The sequence below is a fragment of the Vibrio sp. FF266 genome (genome assembly GCF_041439695.1).
Classification (GTDB): domain Bacteria; phylum Pseudomonadota; class Gammaproteobacteria; order Enterobacterales; family Vibrionaceae; genus Vibrio; species Vibrio tasmaniensis_A.
Genome location: NZ_JBGOOO010000005.1, coordinates 187,761 through 207,921 on the forward strand (window position 1 = coordinate 187,761; position 20,161 = coordinate 207,921).

The 20,161-nt window shown below is 45.0% G+C and carries 13 protein-coding genes; 12 read left to right on the forward strand and 1 reads right to left on the reverse strand.

From position 1 onward, the window contains the following. The 9 genes from ACED59_RS06550 (at position 1) to ACED59_RS06590 (ending at position 13,561) form a co-directional block, all read left to right on the forward strand. Positions 1–2,061, forward strand: coding sequence for a prolyl oligopeptidase family protein (locus ACED59_RS06550; RefSeq protein WP_017097776.1), 2,061 nt, complete (start codon positions 1–3; stop codon positions 2,059–2,061). Between the two features lie 374 nt (positions 2,062–2,435). Beyond that, the gene (locus tag ACED59_RS06555) at positions 2,436–3,776 is read left to right on the forward strand and encodes a carbohydrate porin (RefSeq protein ID WP_017097775.1); all 1,341 of its coding nucleotides are present in this window, start codon (positions 2,436–2,438) and stop codon (positions 3,774–3,776) included. A 598-nt stretch (positions 3,777–4,374) separates the two neighbouring features. Further along, the gene (locus ACED59_RS06560; protein ID WP_017097774.1) at positions 4,375–5,382 is read left to right on the forward strand and encodes a LacI family DNA-binding transcriptional regulator; all 1,008 of its coding nucleotides are present in this window, start codon (positions 4,375–4,377) and stop codon (positions 5,380–5,382) included. An 18-nt stretch (positions 5,383–5,400) separates the two neighbouring features. Then, entirely contained in the window at positions 5,401–6,648 is a 1,248-nt protein-coding gene (locus ACED59_RS06565; protein WP_017097773.1) for an ABC transporter substrate-binding protein, read from the forward strand. Positions 6,649–6,714: 66 nt separating this feature from the next. Continuing rightward, a complete protein-coding gene (locus tag ACED59_RS06570) occupies positions 6,715–7,701 on the forward strand; it encodes a carbohydrate ABC transporter permease (protein ID WP_009846152.1) in 987 nt (328 codons plus the stop codon). 46 nt (positions 7,702–7,747) lie between these two features. Next, positions 7,748–8,596: a carbohydrate ABC transporter permease gene (locus tag ACED59_RS06575; protein WP_017097772.1), complete on the forward strand. Its 849-nt coding sequence runs from the start codon at positions 7,748–7,750 to the stop codon at positions 8,594–8,596. 17 nt (positions 8,597–8,613) lie between these two features. Next, positions 8,614–9,963: a GH1 family beta-glucosidase gene (locus tag ACED59_RS06580; RefSeq protein WP_029223922.1), complete on the forward strand. Its 1,350-nt coding sequence runs from the start codon at positions 8,614–8,616 to the stop codon at positions 9,961–9,963. Beyond that, entirely contained in the window at positions 9,963–11,054 is a 1,092-nt protein-coding gene (locus tag ACED59_RS06585; protein ID WP_004732790.1) for an ABC transporter ATP-binding protein, read from the forward strand. Before ACED59_RS06580 ends, ACED59_RS06585 begins: the two co-directional genes overlap by 1 nt. 92 nt (positions 11,055–11,146) lie before the next feature. Next, complete coding sequence (locus ACED59_RS06590; protein ID WP_371704831.1) at positions 11,147–13,561, forward strand: GH36-type glycosyl hydrolase domain-containing protein; 2,415 nt, start codon at positions 11,147–11,149, stop codon at positions 13,559–13,561. A 73-nt stretch (positions 13,562–13,634) separates the two neighbouring features. Here the strand turns inward: ACED59_RS06590 and ACED59_RS06595 are convergent, their stop codons facing one another. Further along, positions 13,635–14,582 carry an aldose 1-epimerase gene (locus ACED59_RS06595; protein ID WP_371704830.1) on the reverse strand — a complete coding sequence of 316 codons (948 nt, stop codon included), beginning with the start codon at positions 14,580–14,582 and terminating at the stop codon, positions 13,635–13,637. A 64-nt stretch (positions 14,583–14,646) separates the two neighbouring features. On the opposite strand from ACED59_RS06595, the gene ACED59_RS06600 reads away from it, so the two are divergent. The 3 genes from ACED59_RS06600 (at position 14,647) to ACED59_RS06610 (ending at position 19,926) form a co-directional block, all read left to right on the forward strand. Beyond that, positions 14,647–17,721, forward strand: a complete 3,075-nt coding sequence (locus tag ACED59_RS06600) for a GH116 family glycosyl hydrolase (RefSeq protein WP_029223921.1) — start codon at positions 14,647–14,649, stop codon at positions 17,719–17,721. 96 nt (positions 17,722–17,817) lie between these two features. After that, complete coding sequence (locus ACED59_RS06605) at positions 17,818–18,831, forward strand: LacI family DNA-binding transcriptional regulator (RefSeq protein WP_029223920.1); 1,014 nt, start codon at positions 17,818–17,820, stop codon at positions 18,829–18,831. Positions 18,832–19,206: 375 nt separating this feature from the next. Beyond that, positions 19,207–19,926, forward strand: a complete 720-nt coding sequence (locus tag ACED59_RS06610) for a hypothetical protein (RefSeq protein ID WP_012601173.1) — start codon at positions 19,207–19,209, stop codon at positions 19,924–19,926. Positions 19,927–20,161: the final 235 nt, after the last annotated feature.

Sequence of the window (20,161 nt, forward strand, 5' to 3'; positions counted from 1 at the left end):
ATGAGCTATTTAAAAGAGTATCAATATCCAGTCACCAACAAACAGATCGTCAGCGATGACTATTTTGATCAAATAGTTGAAGACCCTTATCGCTGGTTAGAAGACGACAGAAGTGACGAAACTGCGCAGTGGGTGGCGAGCCAAAATGAAGTCACGTTCGATTACCTTGCTCAAATTCCGTATCGCGATGACCTGCGAGAGCGATTAGCGAAAGCACAAGACTATAAAAAGAGCTCGCAGCCGTTTGTACGAGGAGATTACACTTATTTCTATAAGAACGATGGCCTGCAGAATCACAGCATTCTCTATCGTCACAAAGAAGGGCAACAAGAAGAAATTTTCCTAGATCCGAACACTTTCTCGGAAGATGGCACCACATCACTGGGTTCGGTGTCGTTTTCTAAAGATTACAGCCTAGTGGCGTACAGTATTTCAGTGGGTGGTAGCGACTGGCGCAAGATTTTTGTTATCGATACCGAGACCAAACAACAGCTCGAAGCCGAAATCACTGACGCGAAATTTACCGGTATTTCTTGGTTAGGTAATCGCGGCTTTTATTACTCTAGTTACGACAAGCCAGACGGCAGCCAGCTTTCTGCACGTACCGAACAGCACAAACTTTACTTCCATGAGTTGGGTACAGAGCAAGCCAACGACAAAGTGGTTTTTGGTGAGAATAACGCCGAGCAGCACCGCTATGTGTCGGGTTACACCACCGAAGACGACCGTTACTTGATCATTCTAGGGCGAGAGTCGACATCGGGTAACAGACTGTTCTATATCGATTTAAATTCACCAGAACAAAAGCTGAATACGTTGATTGATCATGTGGATAGCGACACTTATCTCATTGATAACCAAGATGAGACCTTCATTCTATACACAAATCTTGATGCGCCTAATGGCAAGGTGGTGAGCTTTGATACTCACGATGGGAAATGGCTCGAAATCATCCCTGAAAAGCCACAGCCATTGGATATCAGCACGGGTGGTGGCTACTTGTTTGCTCACTACATGGTGGATGTGGTGTCTAAGGTTGAGCAGTTGGATTACCAAGGTAACCTAGTTCGTGACATTCATTTGCCTGGGCTGGGAACGGCCAGTGGCTTAGGTGGAAAAAACGAGCAATCTCAGCTTTATTACACCTTTACCAACTATGTTACGCCGCCAACAATTTTCTCTTTTGATGTTGAATCTGGAAGCTCTAAAATCTACCAACGCTCTGAGTCTCCGTTTGAGTCGGATCAATTTGAGTCTAAACAAGTCTTCTATACCTCAAAGGATGGCACCAAGGTTCCGATGCTTATCTCTTACAAGAAGGGATTAGTGTTAGACGGCAATAATCCAACCATGTTGTACGCCTATGGTGGCTTTAACGTTAGCCTAACGCCTTCTTTCTCGGGCACTGTGGGCAGTTGGCTAGAACTGGGTGGCGTATATGCGGTGCCAAACTTACGTGGTGGTGGCGAATACGGTAAGGCGTGGCACAAAGCCGGTACACAACAACAAAAACAGAATGTATTTGATGACTTCATTGCTGCTGCGGAGTTCTTAATCGAAAAAAACTACACCAGCAGTGATAAGTTAGCGATCCGCGGCGGTTCTAACGGTGGTTTGCTTGTGGGTGCTTGTATGACACAAAGGCCAGAGCTGTTCCAAGTGGCTCTGCCTGCGGTTGGGGTGTTGGACATGTTGCGTTACCACACATTCACGTCTGGCGAAGGTTGGGCGTACGACTATGGCACATCCGCGCAAAACAAAGAGATGTTCGAATATCTGCTTGGTTATTCTCCGGTTCATAATGTGGTGCGCGGCACGGACTATCCTGCGACATTGGTTACTACAGCTGATCATGATGACCGCGTGGTACCTGCTCACTCTTATAAATTCATTGCAGAGCTGCAAGATAAGCATGAAGGTGGCGTGCCAGTGATGATCCGTATTGACGTCAATGCAGGGCATGGGGCAGGTATGCCGCTGAGTAAAGCTATCGATCTCACTGCTGATATCTACGCATTTACCCTGTTCAATATGGGAATAGAGTCCCTAGATTCAATCTAGAAAATACTTAATTTTAGATAACTGGGTATTTGACTCAATCCAAAAAGCCTCAAAATCTGCCTTAGATCTTGAGGCTTTTCATATTTACGAAAACCAATCAAAATTTCACCATATTTTCCTCGCTCCACCACACTCTTTTCCGTGATAGACCCCGCCATTACTGATGAAATGAAAGCGATTTCAAGCTGTATTGTTACGGATTTTTACGTCTATCTATCTGATTGTAAATAAATAACCATTTCTGGTGATAACTCTAAAAGTTTCATGGTATTTAGGCTGGTTTATCAGTGTGAACAGCAACCAACTTTTCAACGCTTTCATTGCTTAATATTTCCCTGTTCGATGAAAACTCAAAAAAATAATAGGGAATTACAATGCAAAAATTTAAGCTTTTGCCAATAACGGTCGCAGTGGCGGCTTCGCTTGCTTCACTCTCTTCTTTTGCTGCTGATACTAATATCGAAGCACTAGAAAAACGAATTCAAGAGTTAGAATCTAAGGTTGTTGATATTGATTATATTAACGATCAACAACCCGCGGTTTTAACGGCTGAAACTAAGGTGCCAGATGGCATCGTCTTCTCTGGTTATGCTCGTTACGGCGCTCACTACAAGAGCGGTGATGAACGTTACGTAGACATCGGTACAACAGGTCGTTCTGTCGGTCGTTTAGGTAACGAAGCCAATGGTGGTGAGGTTCAGCTAGCTAAGCTATTCGAAGCTGACAATGGTGCGATTTGGGACATCGTATTCATGGCTGACCACTGGGAAGCAGACGCTTGGGCTGACGACGGCGGCCTGAGTATGAAAAAAATGTACGCAGGTGTAACTAACGTATTTGAAAGCCAACCAGAACTTTATATGTGGGCTGGTCGCGACTTCCATCAACGCCCGCAACAAGGTTTGAATGATTACTTCTGGATGACGCACGATGGTCAAGGTGCAGGTTTTAACAACCTAGATTTCGGTGGCGCTAAGCTAGATATGGGCTTTGTCGGTCAAGTGAAAGGCGGCCTAGTGAATGACAACGGTCGATACGCTGTGACCGCGAAACTACACAGCATTGACGCTGGTATTGGTAACCTAGATTTCTACGCGAACTACGGTTTTGCGTCGAGCGAAGCGGATACAGCAAGCTCTACTGAGTACGTAATCGATCAAGATACAGGTTTAACGGAAAAAGTGGTGACTGCAGGTACTAAAGTCAGTGATGAAACGGCTTACTTGGTAGGTGCGACGTTAGGCTTAGGCGATTCTAACCGATTAATAGTGAAATACGGTGACGGTGCGGATTCATCGGTATTTGAACTTAAAGGTGACTACCAAACTTTGTACGCAAGTGTTGAAGGTAGCTACGCAGCAACTGACAACTTCATCATTGATTACTTAGTGTCGTACAAAGACAACTCTGGCTCAGACTTAGATCGCGAGAACACGGAATACGCGGGTATCGTTCGTCCACAATACCAATGGGATGATGTTCACTCTACATGGCTAGAGGCTGGCTACGGTATGGTTGATTACGATGACGACGGTGAAGAGAACGCTTGGAAAGTAACGCTTTCTCAGAACGTTTCTCTAGGTGGCTTACCTTGGAGTCGTCCAATGCTTCGCTTCTACACAACTGTGGGTGATGTAGAGACAAAAGGCGCTCCAAAAGACAATGGTAATGTAGATACATTGTCATTCGGTGCGATGTTTGAAGCTTGGTGGTAATCACAAGCTAGCGACAGCAGCTCTTTGAATTAGGCATATTTTCAAAGAGCCTGTGTTTAAAAGTAGTAAATACTGTCCATTTAGCCCTAAAGGCAGATTAATTAGGGCACGTTTCAATTAACTCCATTCTTGGGCACATTTTATGTGCCCTTTTTTTCGTCTTGAATACCTGTTCTATCATTTGGTATTGCCTCTTCACTTATTCTCCATATCGTCTTCAATACCCCGTTTCATATTAATTTATTTCACACACGTTGATTTCCCCTTGTTAATTGTAATGGCTAAGTCGCATCGTAGCCCTTGCATATCAATAGGCTAGATAGGAGGAATACTAGACATCAATTGTATTGGATACGCCGATAGTTATGTTGAAACCCCTTCACTGAACTATAACTTTTAACAAAACTGACTAACTATGGATTCATGATTTCATGAAATAGTTTCATGGCGTGAAGCGAATCTGTAAGCGCTTTCATGATTTCCACAACTGGCCTTTTTACCTCCAACTTTAGTGTGATGACACTCACTTCAACCAAGACGCCTTTCTTTAATAATCGTTTTGTAAGCGGTTACAAGCTAATGAAGTATCGAGGTTCGAGTGGCAACAATTAAACACGTATCAGAACATGCAGGTGTGTCTCAGGCGACAGTGTCTAGGGTTATTAATGGCACTAGCAGAGTCAGTCATGACAAGAAGTTAAAGGTTGAAAAAGCGATCAAAGAATTGGGTTATCGCCCGAACTCTATCGCTCAAGCCTTGGCTTCAAGTCGTACTGGTAGTGTGGGTGTTGTTGTTCCAGAACTTGGCGGTTCTTTCTATTCAGGCATTTTGCATTGCATAGAAGAGAACCTACGCCGCTTTGGTTACCACGCTGTGGTTACAGCGGGTTCGAACACCGAACAAGGGCAGCGAGAGTCTGTGGAGTTTCTGTTGGGGCGTCGTGTTGATGCTTTGATTCTTCACACTCAACTGCTCAGTGATGACTATTTAATTGAATTGGAAGAACAGGGGACCCCTGTGGTTTTAATCAACCGCTTCATCCCAGAAATGGCGATGAGTTGTATAGATATTGATAACGAAGTCGGGGGGCTACTCGCTACTCAATATCTTTTGCAAAAGGGACATACAGATATCGCGTGTATTACCGGGCCTTTAGATAAAGCAGATGCTAGGGGGCGTTTGCAAGGGTATCGAAAGGCCTTGGAAGAAGCGGGTGTGCCATACGATGAAGCCTTAGTCTCGGAAGCGGGTTTTACTGAAGAGACGGGCATCAGCGCTATGAAAAAGCTGATGAATCGTAAGTGTCATTTCACAGCAGTATTTGCTTCGAATGATCACATGGCATTCGGCGCCTTTGAGGTGCTGCATCAAGAGGGACTGTCTGTTCCTAAAGATGTATCACTGGTGGGCTTCGATAACACCATCTTCGCGCGCTATCTGACCCCTAGTTTGACCACCATTAATTTCCCTATTGAAGAGATGAGCGTTGAAGCAGTACAGCTCACTCTACAGAAGCTAAAAAAAATAAAACATGACGTGAACTTTAAATTGCTGCCGACGTTGGTCACTAGAAACTCGGTATCGGATTTACCAGTTACCCTATAAAAATATTAAGGATAGAACATGAAATTTAAGACCTTAGCGCTTTCATGCGCGGTTGCTTTAGGATTAGGTACAACAGCTGCAAATGCAGCAGACAAAGAAATTCGTTTCGACGGTTTCCCTGATTTCGATAGCAGCCTGAAGGTATTACTGCCTGATTTCGAAAAGGAAACGGGTATCAAAGTTGATTACCTTATGAACAACCACGGTGACCACCACACGAAACTGACAACGAACCTTGCAACGGGTTCTGGTGCGGGTGATGTGATTGTTGTGGACGTTGAGAAAATTGGTCCATTCGTGGGTTCTGGTGGCCTAGTTAACCTGTCTGAAAACTACGGTGCAGATAAGTACGAAGAACGATTCGCACCTTACGCATGGGCACAGGGCAAAGGCGCTGATGGCGACATGTACGGCATCCCTGTCGACCTTGGTCCTGGCGTTATGTACTACCGCACTGACGTGTTCGAAAAAGCAGGCATTAATGTAGAAGACGCAATCAAAGATTGGGACTCATACATCGCTGCTGGTGAAAAACTGAAAGAGCAAAACGTACAACTTATCGCTTCGGCAGCCGACGTGGCACAAGCGATTATCTTCACGACGGTTCCTGAAGGTGAAGGTCTGTACTTTGATAAAGATGGCAACCCAGTCGTGACATCAGAGCGTTTTGTTCACGCTTTTGAAGTAGCAAAAGAGATTCGCGACAAAGGCTTAGACGGCCGCATCCTGGCTTGGTCTAACGAATGGTACGAAGGCTTCCGCAACGGCACATTTGCAACTCAACTTTCTGGCGCTTGGCTTCTTGGTCACCTAAATAACTGGATTGCTCCTGAAACTAAAGGTAAGTGGGCAGTCGAAAACCTACCTGATGGTATCTACGGCAGCTGGGGCGGTTCATTCCTTTCAATTCCAACTCAATCAGACAACCCAGATGAAGCTTGGGCGCTTATTGAATACATGACGACGGATCGTGAAGTACAGCTTAAACACTTCGAAACGATTGCTGCTTTCCCAGCGAACATCACCACGTATGACGATGAGCTTTTCCAAGAAGAGATGGAATTCCTAGGCGGACAAAAAGCCCGTCTTCTTTTTGCTGAAGTGGCGCAAAACATCAAACCGGTCTCTCCAGCACAAGGCGACCACGTTGCACGTTCTATTATCTTAGAGAACGCATTGATGGAAGTACTTGATGAAGGTAAAGACATCAAGACTGCGCTTAAAGAGGCAGAGCGTCTAATCAAGCGTCGCACGCGCAATCTTTAATTTGTTTTTACTTTAAGTAAGTGAGGAAGCGTGGATAACGCGCTTCCTTTTTAAGAGGTCGTTACTATGAATCATACAGCGAGCACAACGATAGAACCTGCGGACAAAAGCCTTTTTTCTCGTCTAAATTTGAAAGCGCTTACACCGTATGGATTTCTTCTGCCGTTTCTGATCATTTTTTCTGTATTTGGGATCTTCCCGCTGTTGTTCTCTGTTTACCTGTCGTTCCACGAGTGGAACCCGGTAAGAGGCATGGATGCGATGGAGTTCGTTGGTTTTGAGAACTATCACATTGCTTTAACAGACCCATGGCTATGGCGTTCATTGAAGAACACGCTTTGGCTAGCGATCACTTCAGGCGTGGCTCAGCACTTAGTCGCTATTCCAGTGGCTTACATGTTGGTTTCAATGGGTGACCGTATGCGTCACTGGCTAACATCGGCGTACTTTCTACCGTTCATTACATCAACGGTCGCAGCGTCACTGATTTTCTTCAATATGTACTCTCCTAACTCAGGAATTATTAACCAAACGCTAATGGCACTAGCCGATAGCACGCTGTTTGGTTGGGCATTTGCTTGGGTTAATGATTTTCAACCCATCCGTTGGTTAGACGATGCCACTATGGTGAAGCCGTCTATCGCAATCATGGTTTTCTGGAAATACACCGGTTTTAACATCGTCCTTTACACCACGGGTTTAATGACGATTCCTAAAGACATCTTAGAAGCTGCGCGTATGGATGGTGCCAATGCCTTCCGCCGCTTCTGGAACATTTCACTACCAATGATTCGTCCATTCATCTTCTTTGCTATCACGATGACCATCATCGGTAACCTGCAAATGTTTGAAGAACCGTTCGTCCTAACGCGTGGTACAGGTGGTACTGGCCAATCTGGTTTAACTATCTCGATGTATCTCTACAAAGTGGGTTGGGAATGGCTAGAAATGGGCACAGCATCCGCTATCTCATGGTTACTGTTTGCACTCATCGCGACTTGTACATTGGTTCAATTTTTACTCTTCGGTAAGAAAGGCTTAGGGGAACATTAAGATGTCGACATCAATTAAGACAAATACCTCACCACTAAGTGGACTGATGCCAAGCGAACGCAGCATGTTCATTCTGACTAAGATCTTGATGGTCATGCTAGGTATCTTACTGGTTGTTTCAGCGCTAATTACAGTCTTTCCATTTGTATGGTCGGCACTGCTATCAACGCGTGACCGTTCTGAAATTTTCGGTACGGGCATTAGCTTTGCGATTGGCGATAGCCTGGCGATTAACTACGCCAAATTGCTTGAAATCATGCCGTTTTGGAAAGCGATGTTTAACTCGATTTACGTGGCTTTCTTAGGTACCACCATCTCGCTGCTGTTTTGTAGCATGGGTGGCTACGCGTTTGCTGTGTTTAAGTTCCGCGGTAAGAACGTGTTGTTCGGCATGCTGGTTGGCTCAATGGCGATTCCGCCTGTGCTTAGCTTGATCCCTTACTTCATGATCGTGAAATTCTTAGGCTTGTTGGATAACCACATGGCGGTATGGCTACCGTTCACCACCACACCATTTGGTATCTTTTTGATGCGTCAGCACGTGATTGCATCGATTCCAAAAGAGCTACTTGAAGCGGCGAAACTGGATGGCGCTGGTGAGTTCAGAACGTACTGGAGCGTGGTACTGCCACTAATGAAGCCTGCACTCGCAACATTGGCTATCGTTCAGTTCGTTTTCTTCTGGAACATGTTTATGCAGCCTCTCGTGGTGCTAAACAACCCAGATAACTATGTCATTACGCAAGCACTTCGAAGTGTTCAAGGTATTCCGAATACGCCATGGGGCGCGGTAATGCTAGGTACCACAATTTCTATTTTACCGCTCGTGATTACTTACTTGTTCGCATCGAAACAGATGATCAGTGGTTTAACGTCCGGCGCAGTCAAAGGTTAGGTTTAAGGGTTATAACAATGAATAAATATCAACTTCCAAGTGATTCAAAGTTACGCAGTAAGGAATTTGTATTCGGTGTCGCGACATCTTCATACCAAATTGAAGGCGGCGTTGAAGAGGGCGGTCGTACACCGTCTATCTGGGACACTTTCTGTAAGATGCCGGGCAAGGTCGATAACGGCGACAGTGGTGATGTGGCGTGTGACCACTACCACTTATGGCAACAAGATATCGAGATGATTCAAGGCTTAGGCGTTGATGCTTACCGTCTCTCTATTGCATGGCCGCGCATCCTGCCACAAGACGGTGTCGTGAACCAGCAAGGCCTAGAGTTTTACGGTCAGATCATCGATGAGTGTCATGCTCGTGGCATGAAGGTATATGTGACGCTGTATCACTGGGATCTTCCGCAATACCTTGAAGATAAAGGCGGCTGGTTAAACCGTGAAACGTCTTACAAATTCGCAGAATACGCAGAAGTGGTGAGCAAATACTTTGGTGACAACATCGATGTGTACACCACGCTTAATGAACCGTTTGTGTCTGCATTCCTAGGCTACCGCTGGGGCGAACACGCGCCAGGAATCAAAGGTGAAAAAGAGGGCTACCTAGCATCTCACCACCTAATGCTGGCACACGGTTTGGCTATGCCGATCCTTCGTAACAATGCCCCTCATGCTAAGCATGGTGTGGTATTCAACGCGACTCCTGCTTACCCGCTGACGCCACAAGATCAAGCGGCAGCAGATTATTGCGAAGCCGAGAACTACCACTGGTTCATCGACCCAGTATTGAAAGGCGAGTACCCGCAGTTAGTGGTTGAGCGCCAAGCGATGAACATACCGATGATCCTTGAAGGTGATTTAGACATCATCAGCGCACCGGTCGATTATATCGGCATCAACTACTACACACGCAATGTCGCTCGCTTCAACGAGAATGGCGACATCGAATCGGTGAAACAAACTGACGCTGAACACACTTACATTGGCTGGGAAATCAACCCACAAGGTCTAACCGACTTATTGGTAAGACTGGATGCTCGCTACGAAAATATGCCACCTATCTACATCACAGAGAACGGTGCTGCAGGCAACGACGAGCGTGTAAACGGACAAGTGATGGATGATCAACGTGTTCGCTACTTCCAAGGTCATATCGAAGCGGTTCACAACGCGGTTGAAGCGGGTGTGAAAGTTGACGGTTACTTCGCTTGGAGCCTGATGGATAACTTTGAGTGGGCATTCGGCTACTGCCAGCGTTTTGGTATTGTCCATGTCGACTACACCACCCAAGAAAGAACATTGAAACAGAGCGCAATTGCGTACCGAAACATGCTTCAAGAGCGCGCTGAGGAGAACAGATAATGGCTAAAGTAGAATTTAAGAACATCAAAAAATCATTCGGTGATGTTGAAGTCGTCAAAGAGTTTGATTTTACGGTTGAAGACGGTGAGTTCGTGGTTTTCCTTGGCCCATCTGGCTGTGGTAAATCGACAACGCTACGCATGCTGGCTGGCCTTGAAAGCATCAGCTCGGGTGACATCGTGGTTGGCGGCAAGTTGATGAATAAAGTCGACGCGAAAGACCGTGACTTGGCGATGGTATTCCAAAGCTACGCACTGTACCCGCACATGACGGTATACGAGAACATCGCATTTGCGCTAAAACTGAAGGGTATGCCAAAAGCAGAAATCGACGTAGAAGTGCTAAAAGCGGCGAAAATGCTAGAGCTTGATCCGCTACTCAACCGTAAGCCAAAAGAGCTTTCTGGTGGTCAACGTCAACGTGTGGCAATGGGCCGTGCAATGGTTCGTACTCCTAAGGTTTTCTTGTTTGATGAGCCGTTATCTAACCTAGATGCAAAACTTCGTGGCGTGATGCGTGAAGAGATCAAACATCTACACCGTGAACTAAAAACCACCACGATCTACGTAACCCACGATCAGATCGAAGCGATGACATTGGCGGATCGCATCGTGATCCTGAAAGACGGCTATGTTGCTCAAGTTGGTACACCAACCGAGGTGTTCCAGCGTCCTGCAAACAAGTTTGTTGCGCAATTCATTGGTAACCCGTCAATGAACATGTTGGAAGCAAAACTGATTGAAAAAGAAGGCGAGTACTTCGTTGAAATCGGCGATGTTCAGATCCCACTGCCTGAGCGCTTTAAGTCTCTGGCGTCTAAGAACCTAGCGCTGCATTTTGGTGTTCGTCCAACAGACATTCACCTACGTGCCGAGCAAGTTGACCACGACCGCGTGCTGCCATTCCCTGTGAAAATCAAAGACAAGGAATTACTGGGCGCGAGCATTCTTCTGAAAACAGAAATTGGCGGTCAACCGCTGATGGTTGAAACCCAAGCGGCTGAAGTGGATGTAAAAGATTTGACGCTTTACTTGGATTTGGATGCTTTCCACTTGTTTGATGCTCTGAGTGAGAACTCGCTAGCGAGCTAGCCAGTCAATTTAAATCAGCCATGAGCTGACACCAACCAACTTACGACAAATTGTTTTGGCTCCTCCTGATTTGGGAGGGGCTAGGGATAGTGATGATGAAATTCGGATATTTTGACGATAAAAACAAAGAATACGTAGCAACCACACCGTGTACACCGATCAAATGGTGTAACTATGTCGGCACATTAGATTTCGGTGGCATTGTCGATAGCAACGGCGGCGTCCTGTTGTGTAAGGGCGATCCTGCACTTAACCGTATCACTAAGTACATTGCTCAACTGCCAAACTCAGATTTTAAAGGCTCGACCATGTACCTCAAGGTGCGTGATGAAGCGGGCAACGTAGAGGTGTTCTCACCTTTCTACACGCCAACCTTGAAGCCGCTCGAGAAGTTTGAAAACCACACGGGCTTGTCTTACACCACCATCATTGCAGAAGCGTTTGGTGTGCGTTGTGAAGCGACTTTCTTTGTACCAAAAGCTGACCAAGTACTGCTACAAGACATCAAAGTCACCAACATTTCAGACAAAGCACTGCACGTTGATGTGGTACCTGTGTATGAATTCACACACTTCGATGCGCTTAAACAGCTACTCAATGCGGACTGGGTTCCACAAACCATGACGCTGAAAGCGCATCAGCAAGAGTCGGGTCATACCGTGCTTGAGCAGTACGCCTTTATGAAGCGCGATTATGCGGTGAACTTGATGACAGCGGATCGCCCTGCGACGTCTTTTGATGGTGACCGCCAATCGTTCTTAGGTAATTTGGGCTACGGTACATGGGCAGCGCCAGAAGCACTAAATAATGATGAGCTAGGCAACACCGAGTGTTTGCGTGGCGACAATATTGGTGCGCTTAACCTACGCCTAGGTTGGTTATCTCCAGAGCAGACAGAACGTACGATTGTGCAAATCGCACAAGAACAAAGTCTAGAAGCAGCATTGCCTCTATTGGCTAAATACCGTGACCATCAAGTGGTCGATTCGGCTTTCGCTGAACTGGCTGAACATTGGGATGGTTACCTACAAGCGGTTCAGGTTGAAACGCCAGATCCAGCAATGAACTCGATGCTTAACGTACATAACCCACGTCAGTGTCACACAACCAAAAACTGGTCTCGTTACTTGTCTCTGTATCAGCTTGGCTATGGCGCTCGTGGCATCGGTTTCCGTGACTCTTCGCAAGATACTTTAGGCGTGATTACTCACATGCCAGAAGAAGCGCGCGAGTTCATTGAGCGTCTGTTGTCTGTTCAGAACACTAACGGTTCTGCGATGCATCAGTTCTTCCCATCAACGATGGAAGCGAACGCGGGTGACTCACGTGAAGAGGAAGATCGCCCTGATTACTACGGTGATGATCACCTGTGGATCATCTACGCGGTGACGCAATATGTGAAAGAAACGGGCAATGCAGACTTCTTGAATAAAGAGATCCCGTTTTATCAAAAAGACAAAGCGGGCAACCCAGTTGAAACGGGAACGGTTTGGAACCACCTGTGCCGCGCGATTGAATTTACCTACACCAATACTGGCGAGCACGGCCTACCGCTGTTAGGTTTTGCTGACTGGAACGACACGGTGAACCTGCCAACGGGTGCTGAGTCGATGATGGTGGCGAACATGTACGGCAAAGCATTGCTCGACATGTTGGACTTGTGTGAGCTGCGTGGCGAAGCGCAACTGACGGCTAAGTTTAAAGATCAGTACCAACAGATGCAGAGTACGGTGAATGAGTGCGGTTGGGATGGCGAATGGTTTGTTCGTTACTTTGATGAGCAAGGTTTACCGATTGGTTCTCATAAAAACGAGCAAGGGCAGATTTACACCAACGGTCAAAGCTGGCCTGTGATCTCTGGTTTCGCGACTCAAGAACGCGCAACTCAAGCTCTAGATTCGGTTTACAACAAGCTGAATACAGCGAATGGCATTAAGCTTTCAACTCCTGGTTACAACGGCTTTGATCCGCAACTAGGTGGTGTTTCAACTTACCCACCAGGTGCAAAAGAGAATGGCGGTATCTTCCTGCACTCTAACCCATGGGTGATGATCGCAGAAGCGAAAATGGGCAACGGTGAGCGTGCTTATGAGTACTACCGTCAAATCAACCCAGCTTCTAAGAACGATGACATCGATACCTTCGAATCTGAGCCTTACTGCTACCCACAAAACATTTTGGGTGACGAACATAAGCAGTTTGGTTTAGGCCGAAATGCGTGGCTGTCGGGTACTTCATCTTGGACATACGTTGCGGGTACGCAATGGATTCTGGGTGTTCGCCCTGAAGTGGATGGCTTGCTGGTGGACCCATGTATTCCTGCTGAGTGGCCAGAGTTCAAAGTCCGTCGTCAGTTCCGTGGTGCGACATACCATATTCATGTCACTAACCCGAATAACGTGTGTAAAGGTGTGGTAGAGATGAAGGTAAATGGTGACCTGATTTCAGGTAATAAAGCGCCAGTATTTACCTCTGGTGAGCACACCATCGAGGTGATTTTAGGTTAACAAAGAGAAGGGCGCTTTATGCGCCCTTTATTGCTTTTTGGTTTCTCTTTAGTGTCGCTTTATTTTGGTTGCATCACTGTGGTTGATAGCTGGCTTGGCATTGCCAAGTAAAGGTCTGAGATTGGTTCGGGCTAAGCGTCAATAAGCCTATCTGGTTATTGAATGCATCAGCTGGGCAAGTCATTGGTTCTATTGCAATACTTTGTTCGCTAGTCGGCGTGTAAAGCTGAACGAATGGGTAGCTTGCATCTTGTTGATAGCGAATAGCGGCAGACGAATCTGAGCGTGTAAACGCAAGTTGGTTGGTTGTCTTGGAATCAAATTCAAAGCAGTGATTTAAGCTTTGATTGGCGAGTGAATCACCCAAAGACAAACAGTCAAAAGCCAGTTTTTCACCATTGGGTAGGTCGTTTTCGTGTATGACCTCAGAGCAAGGCGACATAGCGAGTCCACATTGTGCTAGCTCAGTACCGAGTGAAAAATAAGGGTGCCAAGCATCTCCGAATGGGAAGGCGGAATCACTCAAATTAGAGACGGTCGTTGAGGAAGTGAGTTTACCCGTGGTATCGATAGTGAAGGTGACTTCAAGGTTGAACGCAAACGGGAAAGCAGGATGCAAAGATGACGTTTGATACTGCAACGTCACACTGGCGGATTCTTCAGTGGCTACGCTGTTTGTGATTGAAAAAGGTTGGTTGTAGAGCAGGCCGTGTACGGCGTGATCAGACCAAGGAAAGTTAGCTGGGAGTTGATGGTTTTGGTTATCGAAACTGTAACGACCTAAGTTTAAACGGTTTGGAAAAGGGAATAATTTAGCACTGCGGGAAAAGAACGGATGTTGGTTGATCAGTTCATCATAATTCTGATAACCACAAATAAAAGAGAATGGACTGTTATTTACGGTATATTTATTAATAACAGCACCAAATCCATTGATTATTTGAAGTTCTATACCATGTTGGTGGTTTATTAATGTGACTGAGTCAATATTTCCAAATTTTTCATTTATAATTTTAAACATGTTGATGTCTCCATTTTAAAAAGATATTAACAAGAAGAAAAAAATATTCAATGGCGGTTTTAAAATGAATAATAAAATTCCATATACGAGCTACTCAGGAAATTCGGAACACTTATGTAAAAAAGGTGATGCAGTTGAATTTATTCAACCTTGGTACACGCCAATTTCTACCACACCAGAAAATACCGGTATGGCGGTGGGTGGAATTGGTAACACATTTACACTGACGCCAAACGGGAAAACACCAAATTTCAGCTTTATTCCGGGAATATTTGTTGATTGTTCAGAGCAAGTTATTAATTTTAATGATTTTTATGCGTCGGTGATGAATGTGCCGACCATCGATACGCTGCAAGTCAGTGATGAGCAAGAGCTGAGTGTTCACCTAAACTTCTATCCTGCCTTGTTTGATGGTAAGAAGATTGAAAGCGCAGAAATGTCGGATGCGATTAACCACATTCGCGCGGCATTGAAAAATGGTCACTTCTACCAGGATAATAAATCTAACTTTACAAAGTGGAACGTTGAGTTTTCAAATAAGACTCAATTATTGATTGAAGAAGATTCATTGTCGATTATTTGTCAATTATATGTCGCCTTGGATTTCTTTAATGGTTTATTAATTAATGATACAACGAGATTATTATCACTTACTGCGGGTGAAAATAATGATACAGGTAGTGTTAATGGTAGAGATATAGAGTATCAAGCTTTATATCCACTGGCTGAATATAAATATAGTAGTTTCGATGATATTAAAATAAAGCGTAAGGTAGTCTCTCCGATCGTTAAAGAGGACAAACGACTGTGTTCTTTGCCGATGCACTGGAATCACTTTGAATTAACCAATAATTCATCGCAAACACGTGTGATTACGCTTGCTCAGCCGCTAAAAAACTTGATTGGCTCAACCTACCAAAAAGGCCGTGATGGTATTCAAGATTCGGCTTGTACCTTGTCTCAAAACCCAATTGCTCAGCAGCATCAAACGGTTAACTTAAAGGGTGAAAGTCGCAGCTTTACGGGTGTTCAACTGACCAGTCAGTCTCCTTATCAAAGTGATATTGAAGGTGAAGTGGTGTTTGGTGTTCAAGCGGATAATCAACTGACAGAATCTGGTAAGGTTTCGATTTCTGTGAAGCCAACGCTTTATACCTCTAAGGCAGAGGAACAAACAGAGTTCGCACTGAAAACAGGCCGTACCAACGCGGAATTCCAAACAGGAATTTACACAGGGCGTGAAGCTCTGAGCGCATTGGTGGTGGTTCAGGTTGAATTGGAAGCGGGTGAGTCTGTTGATCTGCGTTTTGCGCAGGTCATGGCGCACAGCAAAGTCATGCTTAATGGCTGGTATTCAGATAAGGCTTACACGCAATTTTACCCGCAAACGCAACCAGCTCTGCTGATGTTAGAAGATGTATTACCAGAGCTAGAAGCGATTGAGCAGCAGATCGTCGCACAACAAACCGCTTTCCTAGAGCAAGCTCAAAGCAAGATCTCGCAGCCTGAATCGGCACTTCGCTATGCAACGATGGCGATGAACTCATTGTCGTTCTTGGCGGAATCAACGGTATGGGACAAAGAAGATAAGTTCTTGGTAAAAGAGTGTGTCGACTACCCATTCTTTAACTCTCTGGATGTGTACTTCTACGGATCGTTCTCTCTGCTTTATTTGTTGCCTGAGCTTGATGGCTGTGTGATGAAAGAGTTTTCTAAGGCCATTTTGGCGGAAGACTTCACTCAGCGCCGCTACTGGGAATACGAAGCGACGCCTAATGCCGAATTGATTGATGAAAAGTATCAAGGTGTACGTGCTATTCGAGGTGCGGTAATCCACGACTTAGGCAGCCCATTCGACATTCAGCCCGATGCTTACAGTTGGCACAACGTGAAAGAGTGGAAGGACTTAGCGCCGAAATACATTCTGATGGTGTACCGCCATTATCAAAACACCCAAGATCTCTCTGTGGTTAATGAGTGCTGGCAAGCGGTAACTGAAAGCATCGATTTTTTATCGAATTTGATTGCTGAGGGTGACGATTTACCATTAACCCGAGGCACAGACGATACCTTTGATAACCTAGCTTCTCACGGCATCTCTATTTATTGTGCGAGCCTGTGGGTTGCTGGCCTGCAAGCCGCGAGCGAACTTGCACAATTGATGGGTGAAAGCGAGCTAGCTAGCGGTTACTTAACGCGTTCTAAAAAGGCGTTAGCCACGGTTGAGCAAAGCTTGTGGGATGACAAAGAGGGTTACTACCACTTCTTCGTGACGCCAGTTCAAGCCAAGCATTTAACAGGTGAAGGCTATCAAGCTCTGGAAACCTTAGGACTTTCATTGACTGGCGATGCGATTGCTGACAAGAACACGCTCAATACCTATCTCAATGAAACGGATACTTCCATCAGCATCAGTAAGGTATCTCAAAGAGTCTCTAAGAAACGCTTGCTGAGTGAGACGGCGCCACAAGCCTTTACTCAAGAATACTTAGATTTAGTGCCAGATTCTGACAACAGTTTTGGTGATGCCTTGTTGGCCGACAGCTACCTAAAGCTCATCGGCTTAGACGGTATTTTCCCGCAAGAGAACATCCAACGCGCATTGGACTATGTTTATAAGCACAACTTCGAAATTAATAGTCCTAAGTTGGGTGTTGCGAATATGACGTTAGCCGACGGTTCACCGCATGAAGCGTTCCAAGCACAAGACGTATGGATTGGTGTTCAGTTTAGTGTGGCAACAGCGTTGAACTTAGCGGGTAAATCGCAGCAAGCAGAAACATTGATGGATACCGTGTATACCGCACTCTATGACTATTCGAAAATTCCATTTGCAGCGCCAGAGGGGTTCAATTGCTCTGTGTCTGTCAATGAGAAAGATCTTATAGAAGTATTTAAATTGTCGCAAAATGATGCGAAAAACTGCCTAAATGTACTTAAATGTCAAAACTGCGTGCTGTCTGACGGTCGTATCAATCCAACATTGACGAAAGATACTGATAATTTTGTTAAAATGTTGAGCGTTGAAATCCCGCGAGAAAAGCTCGCTGGCTTGCACAAATGGTTACTGAGTACTGGCTTGAAATACACGGCTGGCCGTTACTTCAGGCCGGGGATGATCTTCGCCTATATGTATTAACTTAATGACACGATTTTCAACGAAAGCAGTGGTATGCAGGTTGAAACTGATGGGGAGCTTAAAGCTCCCCGAATGTCACTTGATTGGGGTATCGAGATGCGCACTAAAACAAAAAAAACAACAGTATACGATGTAGCAAGACTGGCTGGTGTTTCTCCCAGCACCGTGTCTCGCTTCCTTAATCGAACCACTTATGTGTCGGATGATAAAAGCCAAAACATTGAGCAAGCCATTAAAGACACGGGCTACAAACCTAACTTCCAAATGCAAGAAAACACCAACCGACGCTCGCTCACTATTGGTGTATTGGTGCAACACCCTGATAGCCCCTACACCAGTCGTATCCTCAACGACATGGAAAAAACCCTAATAGCTCAAGGCTATTCGCTAGTAATAGCAACCGGACACTGGCAAAAAAAGCTAGAAATGCACGCGTTGGAGTATCTCGCAAAAAGTAACGTGGATGGCATGATCATCGTGACAGGCAGTATTACTCAGGAAGAGATTGCTAAGTATGCACAAGACATCCCTATCGTGATGGTTGGCTACGATTTTGTTGAGAATAATGTCCGCTCCATCAATATCGACAACGTGTTGGGTGGCTATATGGCAACCTTACATTTACTGCAACAAGGGCATGTGAACATTGCTCACATCAAGGGGTTATCAAGCCAGCCTGATGCAGGTAATCGCTTTGAAGGCTATAAGAAGGCCCTTCAAGAGGCCGGTATTAAGGTGATGCCAAAACTGGTCAAGCAGGGCGATTTTAGTAGTGAATCTGGTTATGAGAAAACGGTAGAGTTGATTGAATCTAAGGTTCACTTCTCTGCTTTGTTTGCTGCTAATGACCAAACGGCTTACGGTGCGATTAAGGCGCTGTCTGACCACGGTTATAAAGTGCCAGAAGATGTGTCTGTGATTGGCTTTGATGATTTGCCGACCTCTAAGTATTTCACGCCAGCGTTAACCACCTTAAGACAGCCGATTGAAGAGATTGGTGAAGTGTGTGCTCAGTCGATCTTGAACTTGTTATCTGGCGAGCGGCATGAAGCTCGACTGCCACCGATTGATTTAATCGTCAGAGAGTCGACCAAATCATTGTATCGTTAATTTCAAGACAAGCCTCAAGGTGGTGCGCCCGTGATGATTCGTATTGATGTCAGTGCGAACCGTGGTGCAGGAATGTCGCTGAGTAAAGCTATCGATCTCACTACTTATATTTGCGCGTTCACATTGTTCAATATGGGGATTGAATTGTGAGCTAAATTAGCTGTGAGATAATAAAGATGTCACATATTTCATGTGGCATTTTTTATTTGTGGGAAAAATAAACCTTGCATTGAATTTGTCGAGAAGTTTGTAGTGCACGGATATTAAGGTGTTACGTATGCTTACGTTAGTAAAGCGATAAATACTGTAATATCCAACCAAGTTAAACGTCACTACTTAGCCTTCATCCTAGACGGCTTTATTATAGGTTTTCGAATGAAAAAATTAACTCTAGCTCTCATTTTGTCCTTTTTATCGTCAGTCAGTTACAGTCAGGATTCTGAGTTTTATCCTGAATACTATTCCCAAGAAGTTATATCAAATGATCACTTAACTTTTGTCCTTAACTTTGATTTGGACTTTAAGTATGACAAAGAACGCTACATTGAAGCCGCTAACAAATGGCTAGGCATAATCAAAAAGGTTGATGGAAAAGATCAGCACACAATTAACATTGAAATTATTGTGTCAGATGATGTGGAAGAGTACGGCTTAGCGGCAGTAGAAGAGTATGAAGACAATATCCCCTCATTAGGCATTATCTGGATTAGCTCAGATCTCCATGAGCCTGATTTTGATCCCAAAAGCTATAAGCCAACTATTTTGCATGAATTTGCGCATATTCTTGGCGTTGGAACTTCAAGTGACGTGTTTATAGACGATTCAAAAGAGATTGCCGGTAAAGGTTTTTGTATGGAAACCAGCAAAGCAGTTACTGCCTACAATGAAGCTTATAATAGAGATTATGAATGCTTGCCATTTTCCGACGGCGGTCATTTATACGATTACATCAATGGGACTGACGACAAACGCGGTAAGGATTCTAAAGGCCGAACTATTCCGCCAATGCCTAAAGAGTTAATGGCTAATGGTGATGACTTGGGACCGGTGACGTTGTCAATTATTGATGATCTAGGCTTTGAACTTTACGACTAATTCTAGGGCGCCCTTTACTGGGCGTTTTTTAAATCTTCAAAGTTAACTCAATCACTACTTATCGAAAAATTCCGACTTGTTCTCAGACTTTATGTTCAGCTAGTTCTGATAATTTACAATAAAGATTGATTGGTTTTTCATCATCTCAAGTAATACGGGGCATGTAAGCTAAATCACTTTTGCCCCTTTATCAGCTAGAACAAGAACTCATTCATATCCTGTTAATGGCAATTTA

What these genes read in the sequence shown, in the direction of transcription:
- ACED59_RS06570 (WP_009846152.1), top strand. Translation starts at nt 6,715, where the DNA reads ATGAATCATACAGCGAGCACAACGATAGAACCTGCGGACAAAAGCCTT.
- ACED59_RS06605 (WP_029223920.1), top strand. Translation starts at nt 17,818, where the DNA reads ATGCGCACTAAAACAAAAAAAACAACAGTATACGATGTAGCAAGACTG.
- ACED59_RS06585 (WP_004732790.1), top strand. Translation starts at nt 9,963, where the DNA reads ATGGCTAAAGTAGAATTTAAGAACATCAAAAAATCATTCGGTGATGTT.
- ACED59_RS06595 (WP_371704830.1), bottom strand. Translation starts at nt 14,582, where the DNA reads ATGTTTAAAATTATAAATGAAAAATTTGGAAATATTGACTCAGTCACA.
- ACED59_RS06575 (WP_017097772.1), top strand. Translation starts at nt 7,748, where the DNA reads ATGCCAAGCGAACGCAGCATGTTCATTCTGACTAAGATCTTGATGGTC.
- ACED59_RS06600 (WP_029223921.1), top strand. Translation starts at nt 14,647, where the DNA reads ATGAATAATAAAATTCCATATACGAGCTACTCAGGAAATTCGGAACAC.
- ACED59_RS06610 (WP_012601173.1), top strand. Translation starts at nt 19,207, where the DNA reads ATGAAAAAATTAACTCTAGCTCTCATTTTGTCCTTTTTATCGTCAGTC.
- ACED59_RS06590 (WP_371704831.1), top strand. Translation starts at nt 11,147, where the DNA reads ATGATGAAATTCGGATATTTTGACGATAAAAACAAAGAATACGTAGCA.
- ACED59_RS06565 (WP_017097773.1), top strand. Translation starts at nt 5,401, where the DNA reads ATGAAATTTAAGACCTTAGCGCTTTCATGCGCGGTTGCTTTAGGATTA.
- ACED59_RS06550 (WP_017097776.1), top strand. Translation starts at nt 1, where the DNA reads ATGAGCTATTTAAAAGAGTATCAATATCCAGTCACCAACAAACAGATC.
- ACED59_RS06580 (WP_029223922.1), top strand. Translation starts at nt 8,614, where the DNA reads ATGAATAAATATCAACTTCCAAGTGATTCAAAGTTACGCAGTAAGGAA.
- ACED59_RS06555 (WP_017097775.1), top strand. Translation starts at nt 2,436, where the DNA reads ATGCAAAAATTTAAGCTTTTGCCAATAACGGTCGCAGTGGCGGCTTCG.